Consider the following 5,467-nt stretch of genomic DNA (forward strand, 5'->3'; position numbering starts at 1 on the left):
CGACGCTGGGCGCCTGGGGCCTGGGCTGGGAAGTCTGGCTCAACGGCATGGAAGTGACGCAGTTCACCTATTTCCAGCAGGTCGGCGGCATCGACTGCAAGCCCGCGACCGGCGAGATCACCTACGGCCTCGAACGCCTGGCGATGTACCTGCAGGGCGTGGACAACGTCTACAACCTGCAGTGGACCGACACGCTGACCTACGGCGACGTCTACCACCAGAACGAAGTCGAACAGTCGACCTACAACTTCGAGCACGCCGACGCCGACTTCCTGTTCACGGCCTTCGCCGCGCATGAAAAGCAGGCGCAGAACCTGATCGAGCAGTCGCTGTCGCTGCCCGCCTACGAGCAGGTGCTCAAGGCCGCGCACAGCTTCAATCTGCTGGATGCGCGCGGCGCCATTTCGGTGACCGAGCGCGCCGCCTATATCGGCCGCATCCGCAATCTGGCGCGCACCGTCGCCAAGGCCTACCTCGACAGCCGCGCGCGCCTGGGCTTCCCGATGGCGCCCAAGGCCTGGGCAGAGGAAGTGCTGGCCGACCTGGCCAAGGCCGAGCAATCCGCCGCCGCCAAGAAGACCGCCTGAGCCGCTGCGACAGAGATAACACCATGAACCACTCGAATCTTCTTGTTGAACTGTTCGTTGAAGAACTGCCCCCCAAGGTCCTGCAAAAGCTCGGCGACGCGTTTGCCGGCGTGCTGTTCGACCAGCTCGCGGCCCAGGGCCTGACCAGCACCGGCTCGCGCCTCACGGCCTATGCCTCGCCGCGCCGCCTGGCCGCGCACATCACCGAAGTCGCGCCCCAGGCCGCCGACAAGGCCGTGTCGCAAAAGCTCATGCCCGCCACCGTGGGCCTCACGGCCGATGGCCAGGCCACGCCCGCGCTGCTCAAGAAGCTCGCCGCGCTGGGCGCCGATGCCTCGGCCGTCGCCGGCCTGCAGCGCGTGCACGACGGCAAGGCCGACGTGCTGTATTTCGAAAGCACGGCGCGCGGCGCGCAGCTGACCGAAGGCCTGCAGAAGGCGCTCGACGAAGCGATCGCCAAGCTACCCATCCCCAAGGTCATGCGCTACCAGCTGCAGGACGGCTGGACCAGCGTCAACTTCGTGCGCCCGGCCCATGGCCTGGTCGTGCTGCACGGCACGCAGGTGCTGATCGGCGTCAAGGCGCTGGGCCTGACGGCCGGCTCCGCCACCCACGGCCACCGCTTCGAGGCCGCCGTGGACCCGGTGGTCATCGAAAGCGCCGACAGCTATGCGCAGCAACTGGCCGAGCAGGGCGCGGTGATCGCCAGCTTTGCCGAGCGCCGCGCCGATATCGCGCGCCAGCTGCAGGCCGCGGCTGAAAAGGTCGGTGGCGGCGTGCGCCCCATCGAGGACGAAGCGCTGCTCGACGAAGTCACGGCGCTGGTCGAGCGCCCGCATGTGCTGATCTGCGAATTCGAGAAGGAATTCCTCGGCGTGCCCCAGGAATGCCTGATTTTGACGATGAAGGCCAACCAGAAGTACTTCCCGCTGCTGGCCGCCGACGGCAAGCTCACGCACCAGTTCCTGGTGGTGAGCAACATCCGCCCCGCCGATGCGAGCGCGGTCATTGGCGGCAACGAGCGCGTGGTGCGCCCGCGCCTGGCCGATGCCAAGTTCTTCTTCGACCAGGACCGCAAGAAGACGCTGGCCTCGCGCGTGGAAGGCCTGGGCAAGGTGGTCTATCACAACAAGCTGGGCACGCAAGGTGAACGCGTGGACCGCGTGCGTGCGATCGCCAAGTCGATAGGCCAGCAGCTGGGCGACAGCGCGCTCGCGCGCCAGGCCGATCTGGCCGCGCAGCTCGCCAAGACCGATCTGGTGACCGACATGGTCGGCGAGTTCCCCGAACTCCAGGGCACGATGGGCCGCTACTACGCGCTCAACGACGGCCTCGATGTCGCGGTCGCCGATGCGATCGAAGACCACTACAAGCCGCGCTTCGCGGGCGACGAACTGCCGCGCAATGACGTGGGCGTGATCGTCGCGCTGGCCGACAAGCTCGAAACTCTGGTCGGCATGTTCGGCATAGGCAACCTGCCCACGGGCGACCGCGATCCTTTTGCGCTGCGTCGCCATGCGCTGGGCGTGGTCCGCATGCTGGTCGAAAAGGATCTGGCGCTGGATCTGGAGACGCTGCTGGTCAGCACGCTGCCCGCGTTCGGCGACAAGATCACCGACGCCACGCCCGCGCTGCTCGACTTCATCTATGACCGCCTGGCCGGCAACCTGCGCGAGCAGGGCTTCAGCGCCCAGCAGGTCGATGCCGTGCTGGCGCTGCGCCCGCAGCGCCTGGCCGACGTGCAAAAGCGCCTCGAAGCCGTGCGCGCGTTTGCCGCGCTGCCCGAGGCGCCGGCGCTGGCCGCGGCCAACAAGCGCGTGGGCAATATCCTGAAGAAGGCCGAAACCGCCGTGCAGGCGCGCGTCGATGCGAGCCTGCTGCAGGAAACCGCAGAACAGGAGCTGAACCAGGCGCTGCAGACCACCGTGCCGCGCGCCGACGCCCAGTTCGCCGAAGGCGACTACACGGCCAGCCTGCAGACCCTCGCGGTGCTGCGCGCTCCCGTGGACGCGTTCTTCGACAAGGTGATGGTCAATGCCGAGGACCCGGCGCTCAAGGCCAATCGCCTGGGCCTGCTGGCGACGCTGCACGAAGCCATGAACCGCGTCGCCGACCTGTCGCGCCTCGCGGCCTGATCCGCAAGGCTGCCGCGCCATGAAGCTCGCCATCCTCGACCGCGACGGCACGCTCAATGGGGCGGGCGAGTCGTTCCTGCAGGCCCCCGAAAGCTGGGTCGCGCTGCCCGGCGCGCTCGAAGCCGTGGCCAGGCTCAACCGCGGCGGCTGGCATGTGGTGCTGGCCACCAACCAGCCCGGGCTGGGCCTGGGTGAGGTCGGCATGGGCGAGCTCAATGCGCTGCACGCCAGGATACACCGCGCGCTGGCTGCGGCCGGCGCGCGCATCGAGGCGGTGTTCTATTGCCCGCATGCGCCGGGCGAGGGCTGCGGCTGCCGTGCGCCCGCGCCCGGGCTGATGCGGCAGATCGCCGAACGCTATGGCGCCGAGTCGCATGAGACCTGGGTGATAGGCAGCTGCGCCGAGCACCTGCAGGCCGGCGCGCATCTGGGCGCCCACCTGCATCTGGTCTGCGCCCGCACCGCGGGCGGTGGGCCGCTGTCGCCCGAATTTCCGCCGCAGGTGCGCGCGCACGCGAGCCTGGCCGAACTGGTCGCGAGCCTGCTGCCCGCCGAGCCGCTGCCGCCGCCTTCGCCGCCAGGCTGAGCTCCCGGGAGCCGGGCCCCTGCACCCATGAGCGCCTCCGCGCCCCGCTGATTAATTGATTGGACTGATTTCGCCATGCCACTGATCCGCTCCGTGATTCACATGCTCTGGATGGCTGTGACCTGCATTCCCTATACGCTGGCCATTCTGATCGTGCGATTGTTCGGCGCCTCGCCGCGCACGCGCTACCGCATCGCGCGCGCCTGGCTCAAGCTGAGCGTCGACAGTGCCGGCTGGTTTGCGGGCGTGAAGTACCGCACGCAGGGCATGGAGCATCTGCCGACCGACCCGCAGCAGGGCGTGGTGCTGCTGGTCAAACACCAGTCGACCTACGAGACTTTCCTGATGCCGGCGATCATGCCGCGCCCGCTGGCCTATGTGTTCAAGCGCGAGCTGCTGCGCCTGCCGTTCTTCGGCTGGTCGATAGGCAGCCTGGACATGATCTACATCGACCGCTCCGACGGTTCGCGCGCCTTCCACAAGGTGGTCGAGCAGGGCAAGCGGCTGCTGGCCCAGGGCACCTGGGTGATCATGTTTCCCGAAGGCACGCGCGTGCCGCGCGGCGAGAAGGGCGTCTACAAGTCGGGCGCGACGCGCCTGGCCATCATGGCCGGCGTGCCCGTGGTGCCCATTGCCGTGACCTCAGCCAAATGCTGGCCGCGCAAGGCCTTCATCAAGCGTCCGGGCATCGTCGACGTGAGCGTGGGCCCGCAGATTCCGACCACGGGCCGCAAGCATGATGAGCTGATGCTCGAAGCCGAGACATGGATCGAAAGCGAAATGCGGCGCCTGGACCCCGAGGCCTACGCACGCTGAGCGGACGATGACCGGCCTGCTGCAGCGTGCCTGGGACTGGCTGGCGCCGCCAGAGGTGCCGCTGGTCGACGGGCAATTGGTCAAGCGCCCACGGCGCGGGGCCGCGCCGCCCGCGGCTGCGGCCCCGGCCGCGCCGCTGCAAATGGAACTGGTTCCGCTGTGCGCACCTGAGCCCCCGCCTCAACCTGAATTGCCCCCACCGTGCAGCGCGCCTGTCGTGGACTTTGTCCATCCCCAGGCGAGCCACCATCTGCAGCTGGCGGGCATACGCGTAGGCTACCTGCTGGAACGCAGCCAGCGGCGCAGCGTAGGCATGACCGTGGGCAGCGACGGCCTGCGCGTGCGTGCGCCGCTGCGCGTGGGCCTGGGCGCCGTGGAACGCGTGTTGCAGGACAAGGCCGACTGGATAGTGCGCAAGCTCGCCGAACAAAGAGAGCGCGGCCTGGAGACGCAGAGCGCGCGCCTGCAATGGGGCGCGCAGACCGTGTTGCCGTACCTGGGCGGTACGCTGCGCGTGACCTGCGGCGCTGCGCTGCCCGGCAGGCCCGCGGCGCAGCTGCAGCCCGCGCTCGGCGCCTTGCAGCTGGCGCTGGCCGCCGATGCGCCGCCCGAGCTGGTGCGCAGCCGCGTGCATGCCTGGTGGTTGCAGATGGCGCGCAGTCATTTCACCGCGCGCCTGGACCATTTCGCGCCGCAACTGGACGTGCAGTGGCGCAGCCTGCGGCTGTCGAGCGCGCGCACGCGCTGGGGCAGTGCGCGCAGCGACGGCGCGATCCGGCTGAACTGGCGGCTGATGCATTACGCGCCCGAAGTCATCGACTATGTCGTGGTGCATGAGCTGTCCCATCTGCGGCACATGGACCACAGCGCGCGCTTCTGGGCCACGGTCGCCGGCGTGCTGCCCGACTATCGGGCGCTGCGCCAGCGCCTGCGCGACCAGCCCGCTCCGTTGTGGAGCGATGCGGACGATTGATGGGTCAAAGCCCGTGATGCGCGCCAGGCCGTCGCTGGAAACGCGCGTGCAGTTCTGCGAGACTGTGCGCCATGACTGATTCCCTGACTTCCGATTCTTCGACCCCTGGCGTTCTTCCCGCCCAGGGCTATGCAGGCGATCTGCCCGCGGCGCTGGCCTGGCAATGGGTGCAGCAGGGGCAGGCGGTGCTGGTCGACGTGCGCACCGACGCCGAGCGCGAATGGGTAGGGCGCGTGCCCGGAGCCCAGGCCGTGGCCTGGAAGCAATGGCCGGGCATGGCGGCGAATGCCGACTTCGACGCCCAACTGCGCGCTGCCGTGCCCGAGGGCATGAAAGTGGTGCTGCTGTGCCGCAGCGGCGTGCGCTCGGT

6 protein-coding genes are annotated in these 5,467 nt (G+C 68.9%); all 6 read left to right on the top strand.

The features are described from left to right. Positions 1 to 587: glycine--tRNA ligase subunit alpha (locus tag RR928_RS24125; RefSeq protein WP_332684581.1), on the top strand; the 587-nt coding region annotated here is incomplete at its 5' end. Between the two features lie 23 nt (positions 588 to 610). After that, positions 611 to 2,722 carry a glycine--tRNA ligase subunit beta gene (glyS, locus tag RR928_RS24130; protein ID WP_332538971.1) on the top strand — a complete coding sequence of 704 codons (2,112 nt, stop codon included), beginning with the start codon at positions 611 to 613 and terminating at the stop codon, positions 2,720 to 2,722. A 19-nt stretch (positions 2,723 to 2,741) separates the two neighbouring features. After that, positions 2,742 to 3,308, top strand: a complete 567-nt coding sequence (locus tag RR928_RS24135) for a D-glycero-alpha-D-manno-heptose-1,7-bisphosphate 7-phosphatase (RefSeq protein ID WP_332538972.1) — start codon at positions 2,742 to 2,744, stop codon at positions 3,306 to 3,308. A 75-nt stretch (positions 3,309 to 3,383) separates the two neighbouring features. Beyond that, the gene (locus RR928_RS24140) at positions 3,384 to 4,124 is read left to right on the top strand and encodes a lysophospholipid acyltransferase family protein (protein ID WP_332538974.1); all 741 of its coding nucleotides are present in this window, start codon (positions 3,384 to 3,386) and stop codon (positions 4,122 to 4,124) included. Positions 4,125 to 4,131: 7 nt separating this feature from the next. Continuing rightward, positions 4,132 to 5,097 carry a M48 family metallopeptidase gene (locus RR928_RS24145; RefSeq protein ID WP_332684585.1) on the top strand — a complete coding sequence of 322 codons (966 nt, stop codon included), beginning with the start codon at positions 4,132 to 4,134 and terminating at the stop codon, positions 5,095 to 5,097. A gap of 71 nt (positions 5,098 to 5,168) precedes the next feature. Beyond that, positions 5,169 to 5,467, top strand: a 299-nt coding sequence (locus tag RR928_RS24150) for a rhodanese-like domain-containing protein (RefSeq protein ID WP_332684589.1), incomplete at its 3' end; no start/stop codon positions are given.

Origin of the sequence: Comamonas sp., assembly GCF_036666375.1 — a bacterium.
In the GTDB taxonomy this organism is placed as follows: Bacteria; Pseudomonadota; Gammaproteobacteria; order Burkholderiales; family Burkholderiaceae_C; genus Comamonas.

What these genes read in the sequence shown, in the direction of transcription:
- glyS (WP_332538971.1), top strand. Translation starts at nt 611, where the DNA reads ATGAACCACTCGAATCTTCTTGTTGAACTGTTCGTTGAAGAACTGCCC.
- RR928_RS24135 (WP_332538972.1), top strand. Translation starts at nt 2,742, where the DNA reads ATGAAGCTCGCCATCCTCGACCGCGACGGCACGCTCAATGGGGCGGGC.
- RR928_RS24140 (WP_332538974.1), top strand. Translation starts at nt 3,384, where the DNA reads ATGCCACTGATCCGCTCCGTGATTCACATGCTCTGGATGGCTGTGACC.
- RR928_RS24145 (WP_332684585.1), top strand. Translation starts at nt 4,132, where the DNA reads ATGACCGGCCTGCTGCAGCGTGCCTGGGACTGGCTGGCGCCGCCAGAG.